At 38.6% G+C, this 22938-nt stretch carries 20 protein-coding genes and 1 other annotated feature; of the genes, 3 read left to right on the plus strand and 17 right to left on the minus strand.

Translation table 11 applies throughout. The features are described 5' to 3' along the window. Window positions 1-7: 7 nt before the first annotated feature. The 9 genes from BCM40_RS11450 to BCM40_RS11490 all read right to left on the minus strand — a co-directional run bounded on the left by BCM40_RS11450 (window position 8) and on the right by BCM40_RS11490 (window position 10106). The gene (locus tag BCM40_RS11450; protein WP_238323722.1) at window positions 8-1114 is read right to left on the minus strand and encodes a competence protein CoiA; all 1107 of its coding nucleotides are present in this window, start codon (window positions 1112-1114) and stop codon (window positions 8-10) included. 70 nt (window positions 1115-1184) lie between these two features. Continuing rightward, on the minus strand, window positions 1185-1841 hold the full coding sequence (gene mecA / locus BCM40_RS11455) for an adaptor protein MecA (RefSeq protein WP_065525807.1): 657 nt from the start codon (window positions 1839-1841) through the stop codon (window positions 1185-1187). Between the two features lie 243 nt (window positions 1842-2084). Further along, window positions 2085-2480: a transcriptional regulator SpxA gene (gene spxA / locus BCM40_RS11460; RefSeq protein ID WP_008429739.1), complete on the minus strand. Its 396-nt coding sequence runs from the start codon at window positions 2478-2480 to the stop codon at window positions 2085-2087. 373 nt (window positions 2481-2853) lie between these two features. Continuing rightward, the gene (locus BCM40_RS11465; RefSeq protein WP_156851324.1) at window positions 2854-4062 is read right to left on the minus strand and encodes a putative glycoside hydrolase; all 1209 of its coding nucleotides are present in this window, start codon (window positions 4060-4062) and stop codon (window positions 2854-2856) included. A gap of 190 nt (window positions 4063-4252) precedes the next feature. Next, entirely contained in the window at window positions 4253-5191 is a 939-nt protein-coding gene (locus BCM40_RS11470; protein ID WP_065525806.1) for an ABC transporter ATP-binding protein, read from the minus strand. Then, entirely contained in the window at window positions 5191-6246 is a 1056-nt protein-coding gene (locus tag BCM40_RS11475) for an ABC transporter ATP-binding protein (RefSeq protein WP_065525805.1), read from the minus strand. Before BCM40_RS11475 ends, BCM40_RS11470 begins: the two co-directional genes overlap by 1 nt. A gap of 15 nt (window positions 6247-6261) precedes the next feature. Continuing rightward, window positions 6262-7290, minus strand: a complete 1029-nt coding sequence (opp3C, locus tag BCM40_RS11480) for an oligopeptide ABC transporter permease (RefSeq protein WP_065525804.1) — start codon at window positions 7288-7290, stop codon at window positions 6262-6264. Continuing rightward, window positions 7290-8225 carry an oligopeptide ABC transporter permease gene (opp3b, locus tag BCM40_RS11485; protein ID WP_065525803.1) on the minus strand — a complete coding sequence of 312 codons (936 nt, stop codon included), beginning with the start codon at window positions 8223-8225 and terminating at the stop codon, window positions 7290-7292. Before opp3b ends, opp3C begins: the two co-directional genes overlap by 1 nt. 189 nt (window positions 8226-8414) lie before the next feature. Continuing rightward, window positions 8415-10106, minus strand: coding sequence for a peptide ABC transporter substrate-binding protein (locus BCM40_RS11490; protein ID WP_065525802.1), 1692 nt, complete (start codon window positions 10104-10106; stop codon window positions 8415-8417). A 251-nt stretch (window positions 10107-10357) separates the two neighbouring features. On the opposite strand from BCM40_RS11490, the gene BCM40_RS11495 reads away from it, so the two are divergent. Both BCM40_RS11495 and trpS read left to right on the plus strand, forming a co-directional pair. Continuing rightward, window positions 10358-10690, plus strand: a complete 333-nt coding sequence (locus tag BCM40_RS11495; RefSeq protein ID WP_238323723.1) for a DUF3899 domain-containing protein — start codon at window positions 10358-10360, stop codon at window positions 10688-10690. A 43-nt stretch (window positions 10691-10733) separates the two neighbouring features. Further along, window positions 10734-10946, plus strand: a binding site (T-box leader). Window positions 10947-10991: 45 nt separating this feature from the next. After that, on the plus strand, window positions 10992-11984 hold the full coding sequence (gene trpS / locus BCM40_RS11500) for a tryptophan--tRNA ligase (RefSeq protein ID WP_065525800.1): 993 nt from the start codon (window positions 10992-10994) through the stop codon (window positions 11982-11984). A gap of 44 nt (window positions 11985-12028) precedes the next feature. Here trpS and opp4A read toward each other — a convergent pair whose 3' ends face one another. The 7 genes from opp4A to BCM40_RS11535 form a co-directional block, all read right to left on the minus strand. Beyond that, window positions 12029-13843 carry an oligopeptide ABC transporter substrate-binding protein gene (gene opp4A, locus BCM40_RS11505; RefSeq protein ID WP_065525799.1) on the minus strand — a complete coding sequence of 605 codons (1815 nt, stop codon included), beginning with the start codon at window positions 13841-13843 and terminating at the stop codon, window positions 12029-12031. 108 nt (window positions 13844-13951) lie between these two features. Then, window positions 13952-14863: an ABC transporter permease gene (locus BCM40_RS11510; RefSeq protein WP_065525798.1), complete on the minus strand. Its 912-nt coding sequence runs from the start codon at window positions 14861-14863 to the stop codon at window positions 13952-13954. Window positions 14864-14888: 25 nt separating this feature from the next. Then, window positions 14889-15851, minus strand: coding sequence for an oligopeptide ABC transporter permease (gene opp4B, locus BCM40_RS11515; protein ID WP_065525797.1), 963 nt, complete (start codon window positions 15849-15851; stop codon window positions 14889-14891). A 4-nt stretch (window positions 15852-15855) separates the two neighbouring features. Then, window positions 15856-16791 (minus strand): ABC transporter ATP-binding protein, encoded by a 936-nt coding sequence (locus tag BCM40_RS11520; RefSeq protein ID WP_065525796.1) that lies wholly within the window; start codon window positions 16789-16791, stop codon window positions 15856-15858. Further along, the gene (locus BCM40_RS11525; protein WP_065525795.1) at window positions 16778-17794 is read right to left on the minus strand and encodes an ABC transporter ATP-binding protein; all 1017 of its coding nucleotides are present in this window, start codon (window positions 17792-17794) and stop codon (window positions 16778-16780) included. Before BCM40_RS11525 ends, BCM40_RS11520 begins: the two co-directional genes overlap by 14 nt. A 299-nt stretch (window positions 17795-18093) precedes the next feature. Then, on the minus strand, window positions 18094-19329 hold the full coding sequence (fabF, locus tag BCM40_RS11530; RefSeq protein ID WP_065525794.1) for a beta-ketoacyl-ACP synthase II: 1236 nt from the start codon (window positions 19327-19329) through the stop codon (window positions 18094-18096). A gap of 27 nt (window positions 19330-19356) precedes the next feature. After that, window positions 19357-20289 carry a beta-ketoacyl-ACP synthase III gene (locus BCM40_RS11535; protein WP_065525793.1) on the minus strand — a complete coding sequence of 311 codons (933 nt, stop codon included), beginning with the start codon at window positions 20287-20289 and terminating at the stop codon, window positions 19357-19359. Between the two features lie 187 nt (window positions 20290-20476). On the opposite strand from BCM40_RS11535, the gene BCM40_RS11540 reads away from it, so the two are divergent. Beyond that, a complete protein-coding gene (locus BCM40_RS11540; protein WP_008429711.1) occupies window positions 20477-20662 on the plus strand; it encodes a YjzD family protein in 186 nt (61 codons plus the stop codon). A gap of 32 nt (window positions 20663-20694) precedes the next feature. On the opposite strand, the gene BCM40_RS11545 is transcribed toward BCM40_RS11540, so the two are convergent. Further along, window positions 20695-22836 (minus strand): ATP-dependent Clp protease ATP-binding subunit, encoded by a 2142-nt coding sequence (locus tag BCM40_RS11545; RefSeq protein ID WP_083394515.1) that lies wholly within the window; start codon window positions 22834-22836, stop codon window positions 20695-20697. Between the last annotated feature and the right edge of the window lie 102 nt (window positions 22837-22938).

A 22938-nucleotide genomic window follows, 5' to 3' on the forward strand; every position in this document is an offset into this window, starting at 1 on the left:
CTACATCTTATTTTCTCAATTTTCTCACGTTTTTGCAATAGTTATCATAGAGAATATCCAAAATATTGGAATTATTTAATGCGTCATCTTTGTATTTCAAATATAAAGTAAGATAATCCGCTGTAAGAGTTATTGCTTGCTGCTCTTTTTCCGACTCTCTCAAAGTTAATTTCCCAGTTTGAATCAACCAATCGACGCCAATTCCTTTTTCATAAGCTTCCACTACGAGCAACTGCCATAAAACAGCAGGCTGTTTAAAACAATCCGCACCTACTAATGGAACACCGAATAAGTTAGGGGGATTTGTAGCATCTAAACACAATTCATAACACAACCGACAATATAAATTCCCAACTCGATTGCCTGCATATAATTGACTGCGAACATACTGTTTTTTGGCCTGATAAAAAATTCCCATTACGAGATTAAACTCTTCTTTGGATAAAGGCTTTGGCCGTGCAAACGGGAAAATTTGTTTTGTTGCCGAAAGTGACTTGGTTTTTCCTACCCACCTACTTGAACTGACGTAAAACAAGTTCGAATAATAATAAAACCGATTATCCGGCGGGCAAAATAATAAGATATACGGAAGTTGACCAGCGTATTGCATCATAGCCACTTCATGTACCTTAAGATGTAATAGTCCTATTCCTTCAAGACAAGGCTCTTTTAAGCCCTTTAACCAAATAGGAGATATACTGAGTTGTTGATAACCTTTAGAGCGTTGTAGTAGCTGCGAAACAGGTATCGGGCTGCATTGAAACTCAATGGCATACCGTTCGTCGACTAATACATCTGCGCGCTGACGAACTTTCGATAAATATTTTTCTAATTCAGCTTTGAAGTTCAATTGGTTGAAGAATTGATAAAGAAGAAGTTTTCCATGTAGATGTAAAGAGGATTCTGGTTCACTGAAATGCTGGCAGTTTGAAAGAGTTTTGTGGGCAAAATGAGGGATATTGACCTTTCCAACTTTCAAAAGCAGTGGAGCATGACAAGTGGGGCAGAAAAATTGTTCCTGCAGACGAATTTCAAGCAACTCCTTTCGCGAGTACTGTCCAGTTAAACAAAACAACTGTTGCCGTGTCGTTGTTGCGACTAATATACAAATCACTCTCCTTTTTTTCAGTTTATGAAAAACAAAGGATTTTGGCAATAAAAAAAAGATCTCCAATAAGGAGATCTTAGCCGAAATAATGAAGGATATTTGCGAGTGCATCTTCTTTAAAAACAGGATTTCCGTATTCTTCAAGTCGATGAATCGTCACTGGAGATGAACGCAAGTACTCAGAGATAATACTGACATTATTTTTAATGTCTTCTTCTGAGTGAAGGACTTCATCAAAACTAGTGTGCAAGTAGTATTTATTTTCGAAATGGTAGACTGAAGACTCAATTGGCACATAAATTAAACGACGTGCAATCGGCAACAATTCTTCCACTTCTGAAAAAACAAACGTGTACTCAAGTTTTTTTACTTCAGGTTCATCGAAGACAGGTTCAAATTCATCAAATTCTGCTGTCTCCGTGTCTTCACTAGCAAACATTTTACGACGTTCTTCTATATCATCAGGCAAGTCTAGCTTTTGCCCATCTTTTGTTAGTTGAGCGCGTGTCACAGTAACCTCAAGACCCTTTTCCATTGCTTGGACTTGGATCCACAGCGGACCTTCCATTACGAAATCGGCTTCTTCGTTTACTTCATCCATCATTTCCCAAAAAAGCTCTTCACTTTTATCTCTGTTAAACCAGATTTCGTCACGGCTAAACCCTCGCTCTTCAACGTCGAGATAGGAAATGTAAAATTTAACTGTGTTATCGTTTATGCGTTCTATTTCCATTTTACACCTCTCCTTTACGGTTTGGACTAAGAGAACATTACTCAGAGCCGTGCTATGTTACTTCTAACTAGTATAACTTTATTTATAACTAAAGAAAAAGTTTATGCCTATTATCTTACTCGATTGCAAGTACATAGAGTTTAATGTACTTAACTGATAAATGCAACTAATTTAATATAAAGAAAAGCTGCCCGAGATCTCTTATGAAATACCATAAAGACCGGACAGCTAGTGTGATTATTGTTAGTTTACCATTCGCTGAGCTTCAAGCAACTGATAAGCTCTAACTTTACGCGGTAGGAATCGACGAATCTCATCCTCATTGTACCCGACCTGTAGACGCTTTTCATCCATGATAATCGGACGGCGTAGCAATCCAGGGTGTTCTTGGATTAGCTCATATAAACGCTGAAGTGGTAAACTTTCAACATCTACATTCAATTTTTGGAATATTTTAGAACGAGTAGAGATAATTTCATCTGTACCGTCTTCAGTCATACGTAAGATTTCTTTGATTTCACTAATAGTTAGTGGCTCAGAAAAAATATTGCGTTCTGTATATGGAATGTCGTGTTCCTCAAGCCAAGCTTTTGCTTTTCTGCAAGATGTGCAGCTCGGAGAAGTAAATAGTGTAACCATCATAGTGGAGCACTTCCTTTCGGATTCATGAAAATTTAATGTAATTCATTTTCCAATTTAGAATCATTATAGTTTAGAGGCTCTACATTCATTATACAACGGATGTAGTTGATTTAATAGTGTATCTTCATAAAAATTTTAATTTACAAGCTTTTTGTCACAATTTGACTATATATTCATTATATATTTACTGCTACATAATAAATTTACCCCATTTAAAGCTGTCGCAAACTTCCAAACTATACTTTTTTATTCTCATTTACAAAATCTTTTTGAAAATATGCTTTACACTAATATACTACGTTTGAAAAACAGAAAAGTTTCGTAATAACGAAATTTTTATAAAGAAATACTCATTGGGCTCTAACAGAGATCAAGGTGTATAGTCTACACCTTTTGAATAAGAGTTTCCTGCGTTCCAAAGAAGAAATTCTTTTATCCCTTGCTCATTTAAAGCTTTAATCTGCGCTTCTACTTCCGCTTTTCCATACCGCTTATAATTGCCTGCCCCTAAATAACTTGCTGTAAAGTCTTGTAGCCAAGGTCTTGAAACAGGTGGGTTTTTTAATGCACCTAAAACTTTATTTTCTACTTTTGCATATTCACTTACTAATTGATAAGGTTCTAAATCCGGCTTTGCAATACCAAAATATGACGTCCAATGACTTGGATAAATCATCGATGAAATAACATCAACATTTTCCGATATCTTTGAAAAGTTTTGTCCTATGCCAGGGGCTTCTGGTAATGTCGCAGCGTAGCCAAATATATCAACTGATACTTCTACCCCATAAGGCTCTAATTGCTCTTTTGCATACGCAACAAAGTCTGTTACTGCTTCTACTCTTCTCTGTACAGAGTCAGCTTGAGAGTTTTCATATTCACCAAATGAGTAACTCAAATCCTCTGCACGATGCTCAAATCCTTCTGGAAAGCGAACATAGTCAAATTGAATTTCTTTAAACCCGAGCTTTGCCGCTTCAATAGCAATCTGAACATTATAATCCCATACTTCTTTAAGAAACGGATTTACAAATGATTCGCCGCGGTTATTTTTCCACACTTGATCGCCGTCCATAAAGGTTAAGTCATGTCGACTTTCCGCTAAGACGGTATCTTTAAATACAACGACGCGTGCGATCGGATAGATCTCTTTTCCTTCTAATTTTTCTAGCATTTCTCTTGGATCCTTTATCAGCCTTTGACCAATCTCTAACTTTGCCAACGAAGAATCCTCATCAGGTATGTACGTCAAGTGTCCTAAATCTTCTTTTATATCAATAACCATTGCATTTAAGTCTGTTGTCTCTATAAGATTGATTAGCGAATCGAATCGTTCTCCTCCAGCAGAATGAGCTGTAACGAAAATTCCACGAACAGCATCTGGATAAGTGAATTTAAGTCCTGAATCAAATTTAAACAAGCCAGATGATGCTAGCACTTGTGAGTCGAATTGAACTGTATGGTAAGTACGCGGTGTAAAGTCAGGTGTTTTTTCTTTTTCGGCTGCATATACGTTTCCAGCACTTGCCAAACCAATACTTACTGCACAAATAGCTAGCCATTTACGCGTTGTCATCATTTTCCGCACCCCTTTTTCAACTTTATCCATCGCATTTTTCACCAGGTAGTTATGGGTTAATAATCCAATTGCTTGATGTTATCCATTGTTCTTCCATTCTATCATTTTTCTGACTACTTAAAGTAAACTAATTGCTCTAAAAAAAATATATTTAAAACAAAAAACGATGCCCAAAAGGACATCGTTTTTGTTATTTAGTTACTGCAGCTGCTTTAATCGATTCAAGTTCACGCTCTGAACATTGAACAAAATGGCCAGGACTAATTTCTCTCATTCGAACATCGTCAGCTTTAGTATATTCATGTACGGCAGGATCGTATGATTTACGAATCCGATTGCGTTCATAGTTTGGATCTGGAAGAGGAATCGCAGACAACAATGATTGCGTATACGGATGCAACGGATTGTTGTATAACTCTTCTGCAGGAGCTAGCTCAACCAATTTACCAAAATACATCACTCCGATACGATCAGAAATATATTTAACCATCGATAAATCATGCGCGATAAATAAGAATGTTAATCCTTTTTCAACTTGAAGTTCTTTCAGTAAGTTTACTACCTGCGCTTGAATCGAAACATCTAATGCAGAGATCGGCTCATCAGCAATAATAAAATCAGGATCTACTGCCAAAGCACGTGCAATTCCAAGACGCTGGCGTTGCCCACCTGAGAATTCATGTGGGTAACGGTTTGCGTGTTCTTTGTTTAACCCAACTGTTTCCAACAAGTCATAAACCATCTTTTTGCGCTCTGTTTGATCTTTCGCTAGGCCATGAATATCAATGCCTTCTGCGATAATATCCATAACTTTCATGCGCTGATTAAGAGACGCATAAGGATCTTGGAAAATCATTTGCATCTTGCGATTGAACTTTTTCAAATCTTTTTTCGATTTTTTTCCATGAACATTTTCACCTTCATAGAAAACATCGCCATCTGTTGCATCGTATAAACGGATAATTGAACGGCCTGTTGTAGATTTCCCACAACCTGACTCGCCAACCAAACCTAAAGTTTCTCCTCTGTAAATATCGAAGCTAATATCATCTACTGCGCGGACTTCATTTGCTTTACCGATATTGAAATATTGTTTTAGGTTTTTAATCTCGAGTAATTTCTCAGCCATTATACCGCGCCCCCTTCATAATATCTGCTTCCTGGGAATTTCTTCATGCGTTCAATAACAGACAACGGTGGTTCTACTTGAGGAGCATCTGGATGCAATAACCACGTTGCAGCCGAGTGCGTCTCGCTAACTTTAAAGAATGGAGGGTTTTGCTCCATATCGATTTTAAGTGCATATTCACTACGAAGTGCAAAGGCATCTCCTTTTGGTGGATCCAATAAATCAGGAGGAGTTCCAGGAATTGCGTATAATTTAGCATCTTCTGTATCTAATGAAGGCATTGAACTTAATAAGCCCCACGTATAAGGATGTTGCGGATTGTAAAACACTTCATCAACTGTTCCAATTTCCACAATTTTGCCGCCGTACATAACCGCTACACGATCAGCAACGTTCGCCACTACACCAAGATCATGGGTGATGAAAATAATAGAAGTATCGATTTTTTTCTGCAAGTCTTTCATCAATTCAAGAATTTGTGCTTGAATCGTAACATCAAGTGCAGTTGTAGGTTCATCTGCAATCAAAATTTTCGGATTACAAGCTAATGAGATAGCAATTACAATACGTTGACGCTGACCACCTGAGAATTGGTGTGGGTATTGCTTCATACGCAATTCAGGCTTTGGCATACCAACTAAACGCAGCAAATCAATCGCTACTTTTTTCGCTTCAGTTTTGCTTATTTTTTGGTGCTTTAATAACGGCTCTGTTAACTGTCGACCAATTGGCATTGTTGGGTTCAAAGAAGTCATAGGATCTTGGAAAATCATCGAAATTTCTTTTCCGCGAATTTTTTGCATTTCTTTGTCGCTCAACTTAGTCAAATCACGACCACCAAATAAAATTTCACCATTTTTAAACTCTGCTGATTGTTCTGGCAGCAAACGCATAATGGATTTAGTCGTAACAGATTTCCCTGATCCCGACTCGCCAACGATTGCCAAAGTTTCACCTTTATTTAAATCAAAGTTAACCCCACGTATCGCTTTAACTTCCCCAGCTTGGGTGTTAAAGGAAAGTTCAAGGTCTTTTACTTCTAAAATTTTCTCCATTTTTAACTTTCCTCCTTAATCTTTCATCTTCGGATCGAGGGCATCACGAAGTCCATCACCAATCAAGTTAAATGCAATCATGATTAAACTCAACAAAATGGCCGGGAATGCTAAAATATGTGGCGCAAATTGAATTAATGCATACCCATCGTTAATCAATGTTCCAAGTGATGCATCTGGCGCTTGAAGCCCCAATCCGATAAAGCTTAAGAAAGCTTCGAAGAAAATTGCACTTGGAATCGTAAACATCGTATTGATGATGATTACTCCTAAAACGTTAGGCATTAAATGCTTCCAAATAATGCGGCTATCACTTGCTCCTAGTGTACGAGCTGCCAAAACGAATTCTTGGCTCTTGTATTTAAGAACTTGACCACGAACAACTCGGGACATTCCCGTCCAGCCAGTGATGGTTAAGGCTATAATGATGGCCAGTATCCCTGGGTCCATGATTAAGATAAAGAGAATAACTACTACTAAGTTTGGAATACCCGTTAAAATTTCAACGATACGCTGCATAATATCATCCACGCGTCCACCAAAGTAACCTGAAACGCCTCCATAAATTACCCCAATAAGCATGTCGATAGCAGCTGCTACAAAGGCAATAAATAAGGACACTTGAGTTCCTTTCCAAACACGTGAGAACATATCGCGTCCAAGGCCATCTGTTCCAAACCAATAATTAACTTCAACATTTTTCAATTCATACAAGTCAACTTTTTCTCCGCCCAATGTTCCAACACCATTGAGAATTCCTAACTTTTCAATACCAGGAACTTTTGGCGGTAAGTTGGCGTGAGTAATAGTTTGCGCATTTGGCTCATAAGGACTGATAACTGGTCCTAAAAATGACATAATTACGATTAGCCCGAATAAGATTAAGCTAAGCAAAGCACCTTTGTTTTTACGAATTCGATACCAAGCATCCTGCCAAAAGCTAACGCTAGGCTTTGTAATACGTTCAGCTTGCTTAGCGTCCAACGTAATTCGCTCAAACGACCCTTTTGGCAGTTCTGGGATTTTATCAATTTTCTGAGTCATTAATTTTTACCTCCTGAAAGACGGATACGGGGATCAATGACACCATATAAAATATCTACTAACAAGATAATTACAATTAGGAATACTGAGAAGAATATAGTAGTCCCCATAATGATGGCAAAATCATTTACCATAATCGATTTAACAAATTGTTCCCCGATACCTGGTATTGCGAAAATTTGTTCAACAACTAAAGATCCTGTAAGAATCGCTACAGCCATTGGCCCTAGTACTGTGATTAACGGAATCAATGCATTACGAAATGCATGTTTAAATGCAATTTCAGAGCCACTTGCACCTTTAGCTTTTGCTAAAGTAATGTAATCAGATCCAAGAACTTCAATCATTTCAGTTCGGATAAAGCGGGCTGCTGTAGCAAGTGGGAACATTGCTAATGCAACAGATGGTAGGACACTTGACATAAAACCATCTTTCCATAAAGCTACCGGGAACAAATCCCATTTTAAACCGAACCAATACTGCAGTAATGATGCGAAAACGAATGAAGGAATCGATATTCCGACAATCGCAACAAAAGTACTCGTATAGTCAATCCAAGTATTTTGCCTTAACGCAGCAATCATTCCCAAAAGAATCCCTAATACAGTACCTAGCACCATTCCTTGGAAACCTATTTGAGCTGAAGGACCCATTCGGCTTAAAATGACATCTGTAACATCCGCACCTTTAAATTGGTTAATGGATATTCCTAAATCACCTTGTACTAAACCAAACATATAGTCGAAATATTGCATTGGAAGTGGTTTATCCAATCCGTATCTTGCTTCAACGACTGCCCTTTGTTCTGGAGATAATTTATCTGCGGAAGCGACGGGGGAACCTGGTAAGATTTTCATTAAGAAAAAAGTAAATGTAGCAATCAATGCCAAAGTGATGATCATATAAATTAAACGTTTGCCTATATACTTCGCCATAGTGCACCTCCAAAAATAATTCTATTAAACAAGTTTAGCCTATCAGACTTCGTACTTGCAACATTCGTGAGTTAGCAGAAAATGGTCAATTTTCGGTTAATTCCTTTGCATTAGAAAAGAGAGTATATCAATCTAAATATGCGATATACTCTCTTTCTATTTTGTTTTTACAGTAGCGGGATTAAATTATTATTTGCCCGAAATGTATGCCCATTTGTAAGAGAAATCTCCACCGAATGGGTGTTTGATAATGTCATTTACATATGGTTGTTGAAGAGCCATAGCTCCACGCTGATAAATTGGTGCGATAGCAGCATCGTCAGCTAATAGGATTTTCTCAGCTTTCGCCATTGCTTCCCAACGTCCAGCTGGATCTGTTGCTAGTTCGCCTTTAGCAGATTCAACTAAAGCATCATACTCTGAGTTCGAGTAAGACATTTTGTTTTGAGCAGATCCAGTAACAAACAAATCAATGAATGTCATAGGATCCTGGTAATCAGGTCCCCATCCAGCAGTTTGGATGTCATAGTCCTGAGCTTCGTCAAGTTCTAAACGAACTCCGAAAGGTACAGCTTTAAGGTTGATAGTTAAACCTTCAAGGTTAGTTTCAAGTTGATCTTTCAAGTATGCGTCCATGTTTTTAGCAGTTTCAGTGTCGCCACCTAAGATTTCAAGTGTAACTTCTTCTACTCCTAATTCTTCAAGACCCATAGCCCAATGTTCTGCAGCTTCTTCTGCGTTAAACTCAATTAGGTCTCCGTTAACATCACGGAAGTCAGCATTGTTTTCGTCAAAAGAAAACTCAGTTGGTACTAAGTAGTTAGCTGGTAGTGAACCGTTAGCTAATACTACGTCTACTAGATCTTGCTTGTTGAAGCCTTGTGCAATTGCTTTACGGATGTGTACGTTAGCAAGTGCATTCTTCTCGCCATTACGTTCTTGGTTAAGCTTGAAGTAGAAAAGAGTTGGTTCTAAGTCAGTTACTAAGTTTTCATCATTTGCATATTGTCTTGCAAATTCACCAGCTAAGCCAGCGCGATCTTTTTCACCAGAGTTGTAAAGGTTAACTGCAGTAGCAGGCTCTTTTACAACGTCTACGTTGATTGTTTCAAGTTTAACTGTTTCAGCATCCCAGTATTCTGGGTTTTTCTGCATTTTCCAAGTTAAACCAGTTCCGTCCCAATCAGTTAATGTGAAAGGTCCGTTGAAGATTAAGTTATCAGAGTTAGAAGCGTATGCATCGCCTTTTTCAGAAATGAAAGCTTCGTTCTGTGGGTAGAAAGTTGGGAATGACATTAAAGACATAAAGTAAGGTACTGGACGCTCTAATTGTACTTCTAGAGTGTTATCGTCTACAGCAGTAACTCCAAGTTCAGTTGGTTCCATTTCTCCTGCAGCAATTTCAGTAGCATTAACAATCGAACCAGCCATCATGTAAGCTCCGTATGGAGAACCTGTAGCAGGATCAATTGAACGTTGCCAAGAGTATACAAAATCGTTAGCAGTAACTGGAGTACCATCTGACCAGTTAGAATCACGCAATTTGAACGTGTAAGTTAATCCATCTTCACTGACAGTAGGTTCACCATCTGCAAGTGCTGGTTCAGCAACATTTTCTTTGTTTAAACGGAATAGACCTTCGTTAACATTATTGAAAATGTTAAACGCAACTGCATCTTCAGCTAAAGAAATATCCATAGTTGGAATTTCAGCGCTTTCCATTAAGTTAAGAACTTGATCTGCGTCTGGTTCCCCAGCAGTTTCGTTTCCTTCTGGTTTTTCAGTTCCAGTGTCTTCATCATCATTGCCGCCACATGCAGCTAGAAAAGCACTTAGAACTAGTACTAGGCTTAGTAGCCAAAAAATCTTACTATTCTTCACTAAATTGACCCCCTCGAATTTTCTGAAAAATTGGTACATAGCTAATTATACATAATATTTTTTTCTTGTACAGAACTTTTTTGCTAATTTTTACACTCTTGTAACAATTGCGTTACATTAACATTACATGAAATCGCTAGAATGTTGGATTTGTAAGCGTTTCCGGCGTCTACGATAAATGAATTTTTTTTTGATTTTTTTTAGAATTTCTTCTACAATTGATAAGAATTGAGGTGCACAACTTGAAAAAAATGATTATTTCATTATTAATTATTCAGCTATTGATCGTCTTAACTGCACTTTTACGAACAGATGGCCTCACCTTATTATCATATATAAACAATTCATTTGTTTATGGTGGTATTTTACTTTTTTTAGGTTTATGGGTTTTTGTCATCCGTACGGGAGTTTTTGACATATTTACCATCAGTATGAGAAAAGCTTTCAAAATGAAGTCTACTATAGAAGATGATGAGATGCGTCCTCCTTCTGAAGCATTAGGTTTCTCTAGTTCCTATTTACTGATTATCGGAACCATTACGTTACTGATTATGTTGATTTGTTTAGCCATTTATAGCAACTAATATTGCTTACGAAATCGGTTGTGTATTATAATAATAGAATATAAAACGGGCAATGATAAAGAAGAGTAAATGCAGTTCCTTCTATAATAGAGAGTCTGTGGTTGGTGAAAACAGATGGAGTGCTGCATTGAATGGACTTTGGAGCTGAATTGGCGAACGTACAGTAGCCGATTCCGTGATCTTCACGTTATGAAGAAGAGCGGCCGGCGACGGCAACTAGGGTGGTACCGCGGAAAACACATCATTCGTCCCTTTTATTAGGGATGTGTGCTGTGTTTTTTTAATTTGAGGAGGAATAAAGATGAAGAAGAAAATTTTTTCAGGCGTTCAGCCTACCGGTACGGTTACACTCGGAAATTACATAGGTGCTTTCAAGCAATTTACTGAGTTGCAAGATGAATATGATTGTATCTTCTGCATTGTCGATCAACATGCCATTACAATGCCCCAAGATCGATTGGAATTACGAAAAAACATTAAAGCTTTGGCCGCGCTTTACCTTGCAGTTGGAATTGATCCAGAAAAAGTAACGTTGTTTATCCAATCAGAAGTTCCAGCGCATGCACAAGCCGGTTGGATGTTGCAATGCGTTTCGACTATCGGTGAACTCGAACGCATGACACAATACAAAGATAAATCCGCTAAAAATGCTTCTGTCTTAGCAGGACTATTAACGTATCCACCTTTAATGGCAGGTGATATTTTATTGTACCAAACTGATATCGTGCCAGTTGGAGATGACCAAAAGCAACATATCGAGCTTACACGTGATTTAGCAGAACGCTTTAACCGAAAATACAACGACATTTTTACCATCCCTGACATTCGCATCCCTAAAAATGGTGCGCGAATTATGTCTCTGCAAGACCCTACCAAAAAAATGAGCAAATCTGATCCGAACAAAAAAGCAATTATTACGTTACTAGATGATTTGAAAACTATTGAAAAGAAGATTAAGAGCGCTGTAACAGATTCTGAAGGAATCGTTCGTTATGATCCGGTTAATAAGCCTGGAGTAGCCAATCTATTAACAATCGAAGCGGCATTGACTGGTGAAAGTATCGATAACTTAGTTTCAAAATACGAAGGTTCGGGCTATGGTGACTTTAAGTCTTCGGTAGCACAAGCAGTAATTCACCATTTAGCACCTATTCAAGAGCGTTATAAAGCATTACTAGATTCGGATGAATTAGATGTCATTTTAGATGCAGGGGCCGAGAAAGCGAATTTTCTGGCCAATAAAACACTTAAAAAAATGGAAAATGCAATGGGTCTTGGCCGAAAAAGAAAGTAAAAAAAGGAGCTGCGAAAATCGCAGCTCCTTTTCTATTTGGATTATTATTCTGCAGTAACCGGTGAATCTTGGCTTACAGCAAGGTCAGACAAGTAAATTTCAGTTCCATCACCAATCGCGTAATTTAATACACGGTCGTTAACAGGACTCAATACTGCACGGTATAAAGTTGGGAATACTGGTACTTCATCTACCATTAATTGTTGCCATTCGTTATAAACATCTTGACGGAACGCTAAGTCAAATGCTTCTTCTGAACGACCTTCTTTTAGCAAGCGTTCATTTTCTTCATTTTCCCAACGTGGGAAGTTGTATAGAGCATCTGCTCCGTAAAGCCCTGAAGGATCTACGTCAATTCCAACGCCCCAAGCTGCTTGGTACACATCCACATCTGGGTTATCTTCTCCACCGTTACCAACACGGTCATAGAATGTGTTGAATTCAAGCATTTCCAAATTCACTTTCAAGCCAACTGCTTCCCAAGACTGAACGTAATATTGTGCTAATGGTTCAGCTGTGTCGCCACCCGTCATAGAAATGAAGTTAATTTCTAATGGGTTGCCTTCCGGATCTTCTCGGATTCCATCACCATCTGTATCTGCATAGCCAGCGTCATCCAGTAGTGTTTTCGCTACTTCTGGGTCATACGCTCTTCCTTCATTCGTATCATCATGGAATTCAGGGTGTGACGGCGGAATCAATGTTGTTGCATTCCAGCGTAATCCATTATAGAAACGTTCGCCAACAGCTGTATTATCTACAGCATGCCACATTGCTTTACGAAGTTCTACATCACCCATTTTCGCTTCTGGGTTGTAGTTAACACGATTTTTTTCTGCATCCCAAGTTCCAAGTTTAAAGCCGATATACGTGTAGGCACGATCAACTGCACCTAAAAATTCTACGTTAGACATATCTGCGTTATCAGGGAATTGATCCACTGGGAATTCACTAATCAAGTCTACTCCACCTGTTTCTAGCTCTTGAACTACTGTAGAGCTGCTGATGACTTTAATTGTTACGCCATCCAGATTAGGTGCTCCGCGCCAGTAATCTTCGTTTTTAGTTAATGTTACAGATTCTCCTGGAACAATGCTTTCTACTTTAAATGGACCAAAACCAATAGGATTTTCACGTACTTCTGGAGAAGAAGAAATATCAGCTACTGCCATATCTCCAAAAATATGCTTAGCAAGTGGATATGACCACACGCTTCCTGTTAGTAGAGATGGTGTTGATTCGATGTACGTAATTTTCAACGTTTTTTCATCCACAACTTCGATACCTGAAATAGTATCTGCTTTACCGCTATTGTATTCTTCCATACCTTCAATGTTTGTGAAATCTGAATTGTAACGAGGACCGTCATATTCAGAGTTACCAATTACTTCATGAGCAAACAACCAGTCTTCCGCAGTAACGGGTTCACCGTCATGCCAATTAACATTGTCGCCAATTTTAAATGTGAATGTGCGTCCATCTTCAGAAACTTCGTATGTTGCAGCTCCATCGTTTGTGTACACATAGTTTTCATCCCAAGTTAACAAACCTTCATCAAACCAGTTTAAGATTTCTGCATCTGGTGCTCCAGAATAGAAGTTCCAGTTTAATGTTCCTTCAAATACTGTATCCGATACTAGACCAAATGTAATGTTCCCACCATCGATGGCTTCGCCTTCGTTTGTCTTTACATTGCTAAAGTCTTCAATTGAATACAGTCCGTCATCTTTTTGTTCCTGTTTTCCGTCTGAGTCTTTTTTTCCGCCGCTATCTTTAGTGGCTTCATCGTCACCGCTACACGCTGCTAATAGCAATGCTAAAGACAAGATCAATACTTTAGACTTGTTACTCTTCCCCATTCTCTGTTTCCCCCTCTAGTGATGAATATAATAATTGCTGTTTGCACACTTAAAAAATATTTTTCGTAACCGTAACCAGACTTTGATCCCCCTTCTTCCCCTATATTGTTACCCTCTTCGCTGCCGGGCATCGGTAGCGCGTTTTAAAGCTTGCCCGACGTTATTTATACTAAGCATCAATACTAATATGAGAATTGATGCAGGTAACCAAATCCACCATCTTAACTCCAAAGTTTGAGGATTACGTGCGTAACTAATCAAGGTTCCTAAACTTGGTGTCGATTCAGGAAAACCAAACCCTAAAAAAGAAAGGCCTGATTCAATGCCAATGTTGGCTGCCAAATTTAATGTCATCGTAACGATGATGATTGAACTTAAATTCGGAAGCACTTGGAAAAACATAATTTTAAAATTGGATGTCCCTAAAGTTTTAGATGCTTTTACATAATCCAATTCTTTTTCCTGCAATGCTTTAGAACGTATGAGACGGGCGATTCCCATCCATAAGAACGCTGTCATTATTAAGGAAAACGAAACAATGCTATATCCAGGTACAGCCGTTACAAACGCAATTACAATCATTAAAGTTGGCAATACCATGAAAAAATCGACAAAACGCATAAAGATATTATCGACAGTGCCTCCATAATATCCAGAAACAAGTCCGATCAATATACCGATAATTCCTGTCAGCAAAGTGATCAAAATACCGATAGCTAAAGAATTACGTGTTCCTATGATTAATTGCCCAAATATATCACGGCCGCCGTAGTCGGTACCTAACCAATACATCGAAGAAGGCGCTTCATAAAGAGCAAACAAATCAACTTTGATGATTTCGTCTTGATCGAGAACAATCGATGTACCAAATACACCAACAATAATGAGAAATAAGAACAATAGCGAAACAAATGCAACTTTATCTCGTATTAATTCTCTAAGTAATATACTAAATCCAGATGGGCTTTTACCGAGATCCACATCAGGGATTTGTGTTCCACTGTCTTTATCAAGTCTCATATTTACACCTCAAAATTATCATTTATTATTTAATTCGAATACGTGGATCTACTAAACTTAAGATGATATCGGATAATAACGCTCCAATGATTGCTGCAAGTCCAAATAATAGAACAAGCGCGGTCATTACACTGTAATCACGCAAGCTGATAGAAGACAGGAACAATTCGCCCATTCCTGGATAGCCAAAAATGTTCTCAATGAATATCGTCCCGCCGATCAATCCCGTTATTTCATAACCAAAAAAAGCTGCAATGGGAAGCAAAGAATTCCGCAAAACGTGACGATTATAAACGCGTGATTCGGATGCTCCTTTTGCTCGAGCTGTTACGATAAAATCTTTTTGTTTTGTATCAATGATCTCACTTCTCAAATACTGGACTGTCGAAACAGTCGTTATCAGCGCCATCGATAATGCTGGTAATAATAAATGATTTACTTTGCTGATAAAATATTCAAATGTACCTGGTGTTGTGCCTGGTGTGACACTACCACTTGTCGGAAACCAACCTAATTGGAAACCAAAAACAAATAACATTACCAAAGCAAAAATAAACAACGGTGCCGCAAAGCCAATATACGTATAACCTGTAATTGCGCGGTCTAACCAAGTATCGTTAAAACGTCCACTAATAATTCCTAAAGGAATAGCGATCAAATACGTTAAGATCAATGTCGCTAATGATAGCCATAACGTATTAATCATTCGAGCTCCGATTAAATCAGATACAGGCATTTTAAAGCGAAACGACTGACCAAAATCCCCTTGCATAACGCCTTTAATCCAGTCCATATACTGTACGTACCAAGGATTATTCAATCCGAGGCGTTCTCTCATAGCTTCGATTGTGGCTGGGTCAATACTCGGGTCAATTAATCCAGTTAATGCATCCCCTGGCATTGCTTGAGCTAAAATAAATACTAAAAGGCTTAAAACAATAATTTGTGGGATGGTAATAAGTGTTCTGCGTACTATTAATTTCCACATACCATTAACCTCCCTCTCCCAATGCTACTTGGTGAGTAGCTGATATTGCTTTTAAGGAGAAAGGCAAACCTTCTTCATCAAAAAAGTCTTTTTCTAGTCTGTCGTATTCAGCCTTCACCAATTTGCGGTTGGCGTAATGCTTTTCACGGTTACGCGGATCACTGTCTGGAATCGCTGCGATTAAACGTTTTGTATAGATATGCTGCGGATTAGTAAAAATCTCTTCAGCGGTACCATGCTCCACATAACGCCCTTTGTACATAATTCCAATATGATCACACATGTGACGAATAATACCTAAATCATGACTAATAAATAAATACGTTAAATTCAGTTCTTTTTGAATTTCACGCATGAAATTCAACACTTGAGCTTGAACAGATACATCTAACGCTGAAACAGGTTCATCGGCAATGATCAATTTAGGCTTTAATGCAATTGCCCGGGCAATACCGATTCGTTGCCGCTGTCCTCCAGAAAATTCATGCGGATATTTGTAGATGGCTTCTGGACTAAGACCTACTAATTCCATCAGTTCTTGAACGCGTATGCGTTCTTCTTTGGCAGAAAGTTTTTCATAATTACGAAGTGGTTCAGCTACAATATCCACTACTCTCTTTTTAGGATTCAATGAGGAAAAGGGATCTTGAAAAATCATTTGTATATCTTTTCGTACGTCGATATACTCTTTTCTACTGACCGTTGCCAAGTCTCTGCCTTCAAATAGTACTTTTCCTGAAGTAATATCATTTAAGCCGATAATCGCACGACCTGTTGTTGTTTTTCCAGATCCAGATTCGCCAACTAGCCCATACGTTTGACCTTGTTCAATCGAAAATGAGACGCCATCCACTGCTCGAACATGATCTTTCACGGTTTGAAAAATACCGCCACGAATAGGAAAGTGGACTTTCAGATTTTCAACTTCAATTAGCGACATAATTGCGCTCCTCCTTGGCTTTTTCTGGGAAGTAAAAGTCTTTATAGCATGTGCAACGCACAAAATGGCCATGGCTAATTTCGTGTAGTTCAGGTGATGCTTCGTGTGCCGAATCATCTATCCAAGGAATACGGCTAGCAAAACGACATCCTGTTCTTGGCAACTTTTGAAGTGAGGGTACGACTCCTTGAATAACATGAAGATCTGACTTTACTTCTGCCAATGTCGGAATTGAATTTAAGAGCGAGCGTGTATATGGATGTTGGGGATTTTCCATCAATGTGTAAATATCTGCAATCTCGACGATTTGTCCTGCATACATCACTGCTACTCGGTCAGCCATCTCAGCGACTACTCCTAAATCATGTGTTATCAGGATAATGCCGGCATTCATGGTATCTTTTAATTCTTTGATCAAGTCTAAAATTTGCGACTGAATTGTTACATCTAATGCTGTCGTCGGCTCGTCAGCAATTAATAGTTCAGGTTGGTTTGAAATTGCCATTGCAATAACAATACGCTGACGCATGCCGCCTGATAATTCATGCGGGTATTGATAATACGTTTTTTCAGGTCGCGGAATACCTACTTGGTTCAGTAGATTAATCACTTGTTTTTTTCGTGAACTTTTAGAACTTCTGGGATTGTGAAGGAAAATGGCTTCATCGATTTGTGCTCCCACAACCATAAGTGGATTGAGGGCAGAAAGTGCATCTTGGAAGATCATCCCCATTTCACGCCCACGCAACTGTTTCATTTCATTCGCATTTGCAGCAACTAAATTATTGCCTTTGTAATTGATTTCCCCCTCAATTTTGGCTCTTGTATGAAGACCCATAATAGAAAATGCAAATGCACTTTTTCCAGATCCCGATTCGCCAACAATCGCTAATACCTCGTTTTTTCTAACATTCAACGAAACATCATCGACTGCCGCATAATAATCGTCTTTGATTCTAAAGGAAGTTTTCAGATTTTTGATTTCAAGCAAAACATCATTCACAATGATCCTCCTTAAAATAAAACATTTTGTTCTTACTAAACGAACTTGTGCTGCCACATCCTAATTAGTAAACCTCTTGTTAGACTAGGATCCAAAATTCTAGTCGACTCTAAAGATTTTTAATGCTATTGTACATATATCGATATTTCATTATATTTAGAATAGCATAACAATTTAAAGAATCGACAGTTTTTTTCAATTTTCTATAAAATTTTGGTTATTTTACCTATTATTATACCTATCCAAACAAAAATGACGCTGTGCAATAGTTTTGCACAGCGTCATTTTTGTTTAAGATATTAAATTTTCTTGAATACAAGTGAAGCATTATGTCCACCAAAGCCAAGCGAGTTACTCATCGCAAAACTAAAGTCTGCTTTACGCGCTTCATTTGGAACGTAATCTAAATCGCATTGTTCATCTGGTGTTTCATAATTTGTTGTCGGAGGCATAATGCCTTCTTTTAAAGCTAATGCAGTGAAAATTGCTTCTATTCCACCAGCAGCACCAAGCAAGTGACCAGTCATAGATTTCGTCGAACTCATCCCTAATTTGTAGGCATGTTCACCAAATACTGTTTTCACAGCCATAGTTTCGTATAAATCGTTATAAGCTGTACTTGTGCCGTGTGCATTAATATAGCCAATGTCTGTTTTTTCTACTCCAGCATCTTCAATCGCTTGTTCCATTGCACGAGCTGCACCTTCTCCACCCTCAGCAGGAGCTGTAATATGATACGCATCTCCAGTAGAACCGTAACCAACGATTTCTGCATAAATTTTAGCGCCACGTGCTTTTGCAAATTCATATTCTTCAAGAATTACAATCCCAGCGCCTTCCGCAATAACAAAACCATCACGATTTTTATCAAACGGACGAGAAGCTGTAGCTGCATCTGCATTTGTAGACAATGCGGTATTAGCTGTAAATCCAGCTACAGATAATTGTGTTATTGGTGCTTCTGCTCCACCTGAAATCATGGCATCTGCATCTCCACGCTGAATTACTTTAAAAGCGTCACCTATAGAATTTGTACCTGAAGCACAAGCTGTAACTGAACATGAATTGATTGCTTTTGCACCAAAATAAATTGATACTTGTCCGGATGCCATATCCGGAATAATCATTGGAATCAAGAAAGGACTAATACGACGTGGTCCTCTTGTATTCAAAACATCCATTTGTTTTTCAATTGTTTCCATGCCACCAATACCTGATCCGATCCAAACTCCTGTACGCAAAGCTGTTTTTTCATCTAGTTCCAAATTGGCGTCTTTCATTGCCATAATTGAAGCAGCCAGCGCATACTGCGTAAAACGATCCATTTTACGTGCTTCTTTTTTTTCAATATATTCTTCTATCGAAAAGTCTTTTACTTCAGCAGCAACTTTTGCAGAATACAAATCTGCATCTACTCTTGTTAACGGACCCACTCCGGATTTACCGTTTTTGATCGCTTCCCATGTTGTTTCAATGTTATTGCCTAAAGGCGTAACTGCGCCAATGCCTGTAATAACTACTCGGCGATTTTCCATTCTATCTTCTTCCTTTCGCATAGCTAATTATTTGCCCCACTTCATTGCAATCGCGCCCCATGTTAAACCGCCACCAAATCCAACCATTACAATCACATCGTCGTCTTTGACACGTCCCTCTTCTATATCTTCGACAAGAGAAATGGGAATAGATGCCGCTGAAGTGTTGCCATATTTATGAATCGTTTTCGACATTTTTTCAATTGGTAACCCTAGACGTTCTCTAGAGGCTTCCATTATACGAATATTCGCCTGATGGGGGATAAGAAAATCAACGTCTTCTTTTTGTAATCCAGCTTTTTCGATCACGTTTATAGCCGACTCACCCATTTGACGTACTGCGAATTTAAAAACCTCACGCCCATTCATAACGAGGTGTTCGTCTTGGTAAAGGTGTTTGCCGCCTCGGCCATCCGCACCGAGTTCAAATGATAAAATGCCGCGTCCTTCTGACACTTTGCCGACCACTGCAGCTCCTGCACCGTCTCCGAAAAGAACGGCTGTGTTGCGATCTTCCCAATTGGTGATTTTCGATAACTTCTCAACCCCAACGACAAGAACATATTTATAAACATCAGACTCGATAAATTGTTTTGCTGTGACAACTCCATATATAAAACCTGCACATGCTGCTGAGACATCCATCGCCGCTGCATTAACTGCTCCAATTTCTTGTTGAATTACACAAGCCATTGATGGAAAAGGCTGGTCAGGAGTAACTGTTGCCACTAAGATTAAGCCAATCTCAGCAGGATCAATATCCGCATCTTCAATCGCTTTTTTTGCCGCTTGACGTGCCATGTCAGAAGTGTCTTGTTCGTCTTTTGCAATCCGGCGTTCTTCTATGCCTGTCATTGTACGAATCCACTCGTCGTTCGTATCCATACGCTGCTCTAATTGAAAATTAGTCAATCTTTCTTCTGGTAAACATCTACCCATACCGATTATTCCAGCATTCATTTTATATCCCTCATTTCAATTATCATCATCTATTAGTACCTGGTATTAATAATACGCCATCTACTATTCAATTTCAACTAACTGACATATTTACGACAAATTATCTTCATTCTCTATAATCTTTCTTTCTGTCTGTTGAGGCTTGTGCTATGATTAACCTAGATATTCTATGTAGAGGTGAAACTAGATGCAATATATTGGAACGTTTTTATGGTCATTCTTATTAATTTCATTGGTCAACTATGTGGTAAGTGCTGTTCAGAACGTACATTTCGACTTTATGATGGGCGTTTACATTTCAATCGGAGTTTCAATTTTAATCTTCGTAATCGCAGCTGTTATTCCGAACGAACCGACTCCTGAAAAACATTAATAACAAAAAGAAGCGTAAACCGGAAATCCGGTTTACGCTTCTTTTTTATTGATGAGAATTTGATTGTTTTCCCCCATGGTTAGTTCTAGTTCTGTATTGGATACGATCCCACCTTTGATTAATTCACGAGCAATATCGGTTTCGATTTTGCGTTGAATAAATCGTTTTAACGGGCGTGCACCAAATACTGGGTCCGTTCCAGCTTCAACAATGTAGTTGATCACTGAATCATCAACCGACAATTTAATTTGTTGTTGACCCATACGCACTGCTAGTTCTCCGATCATCTTTTTAGCAATGCCATAAAAATGGTCATTATTCAATGCATGGAAGATGACAATATCGTCGATACGGTTTAACAACTCTGGTTTAAAGTGTTTGCGTAATTCTCTCATGACAATGTCTTCTACATCATGTTCACTACTTGTATCACTGATATAAGTAGAACCAATATTTGAAGTCATAATGACCACTGTGTTAGAGAAGTTAACTAAACGACCTTGACTGTCTGTAATACGACCATCATCCAAAATTTGCAATAGAATATTGGCAACGTCTGGATGTGCTTTTTCGATTTCATCGAGTAAGACTACAGAGTATGGATTGCGACGTACTGCTTCTGTTAATTGTCCGCCTTCTTCGTAGCCAATATATCCTGGTGGTGCACCGACTAGACGCGACACACTATGTTTTTCCATATACTCGGACATATCGATTCGGATAAAATGATCTTCTGAGTCAAACAAATTGGCAGCAAGTGATTTTGCTAATTCCGTCTTACCGACACCTGTTGGCCCAAGGAAAATAAATGAACCAATTGGTTTTCTTTCGTCTTTAATACCTGCTCGCGCTCTCCATACAGCTTCAGTTACAAGCTCTACTGCTTTATCTTGACCAATAACACGTTCTTTTAAAGTGTCGCCAAGACGCAATAGTTTTTCACGTTCACCTTCTACTAATTTTGTTACAGGAATTCCTGTCCAACGTGCGACAATACCAGCAATTTCTTCTTCTGTTACTTCTTCACGCAACAACCGCTCAGCATCTTCATTTTCCAAGCTTGCTTCTAACGCCATCAACTCTTTTTCGAGCGCTGGAATTTTGCCATGTTGCAACACAGCGGCTGCGTTTAAGTCGTATTTGTTTTCCGCATCTTCTAGTTGTCTACGGAACTGATCTAATTGCTCACGTTTTTGTTGAATTTTTTTCAAGGACTCTTTTTCTTCTGTCCATTGTTTCTTCATGTCTGTTGTAGACTCACGTAGTTCTGTGATTTCTTTTTGCAACGTTTCTAATCGCATTTTACTCGCTTCGTCTTTTTCTTTCATCAACGCTTGTTCTTCAATTTCCAATTGCAATAAACGACGCGTTACTTCGTCAAGCTCTTGTGGCATCGAATCAATTTCAGTACGAATCATCGCACAGGCTTCATCTATTAAGTCAATTGCTTTATCTGGCAAAAAACGCTCTGTGATATAGCGATCTGACATAGCTGCCGCTGCGACAATCGCACGGTCATGAATGCGAACGGCATGATGCAACTCAAAACGCTCTTTCAAGCCACGTAAAATCGAAACGGTATCTTCTACTGAAGGCTCGCGCACCATAACTTGTTGAAAGCGACGTTCTAAAGCCGGATCTTTTTCAATATGCATGCGGTACTCATCTAATGTCGTTGCCCCAATACAATACAACTCTCCACGAGCAAGCATTGGTTTCAGCATATTCCCTGCATCCATAGCGCCTTCTGTTTTTCCCGCTCCAACAATGGTGTGGATTTCATCAATAAATAAGATGATTTGCCCTTCGCTATCTTTTACTTGTTTTAAGACGGCTTTTAAACGTTCCTCAAATTCCCCACGGTATTTTGCGCCTGCAATTAACGCACTCATGTCGAGTTCGTATATTGTCCGGTTCTTCAATCCTTCTGGAACATCATTACGAACAATACGCTGCGCTAGACCTTCAACAATTGCTGTTTTACCAACACCTGGTTCTCCGATTAATACCGGATTGTTTTTTGTTTTTCGTGACAAAATTCGAATGACATTACGAATTTCTTGGTCTCGACCAATGACAGGATCCATTTTCCCCGATTGTGCTTGTTCGACCATATTACGGCCATACTGCTCTAACGGGGATTTTTGTTCTGTATTTCCCTGGAATTGAACCATAACAACCTCTCCTTTTTAAAAAGTTTGACTATCTTTGACTAATTAGATTATAGTCAATTTTTTAAGATATAGCAATTATTTAGGTTCACCATTTCTTACAAA

It is taken from the genome of Planococcus donghaensis (assembly GCF_001687665.2).
In the GTDB taxonomy this organism is placed as follows: domain Bacteria; phylum Bacillota; class Bacilli; order Bacillales_A; family Planococcaceae; genus Planococcus; species Planococcus donghaensis.